Origin of the sequence: Paenibacillus sp. VT-400 (genome assembly GCF_001029205.1) — a bacterium.
Lineage (GTDB): Bacteria > Bacillota > Bacilli > Paenibacillales > Paenibacillaceae > Paenibacillus > Paenibacillus amylolyticus.
The window spans coordinates 1-395 of the sequence record NZ_LELF01000012.1; the positions used below are offsets into that span (position 1 = coordinate 1).

Annotated in this window: 1 protein-coding gene; it reads right to left on the reverse strand. The window is 51.1% G+C overall.

The features are described 5' to 3' along the window. Positions 1–395 (reverse strand): hypothetical protein (locus tag EL84_RS32110; RefSeq protein WP_047840215.1); only part of this gene is annotated, 395 nt, incomplete at both ends.

Sequence of the window (395 nt, forward strand, 5' to 3'; positions counted from 1 at the left end):
GGGAAATGGCCTGCTCAATGGCAGCAGCCGCCCAGTGATTGCCGATGTCCTTCAGGTCCACAACCGGTGTGGTTGGATTAGGACTTCCTCCATTACCCGGAACGGTTGGCGTAGTTGGGTCTGTAGGATGGGTTGGTGTAGTCGGTGTGGTTGGAGTTACAGGCGGGGTAGGGGTTGTAGAACCTCCACCACTGTTACCACTGCCCGGATTACTTCCATTATTCCCGCCACCATTACCAGGATTGCTTCCCTTTCCTTCCCCCGGAAATGGCGCTCCCTTCAAATCCATACTGCGTCCTTCTGTCTTTTGATCAACTGTACCCACACGGTCCAGATGTTCATGGAAGATTTCATAATCGACCAGATTTAATTCGTAGAATCGATTGTCATCTTTT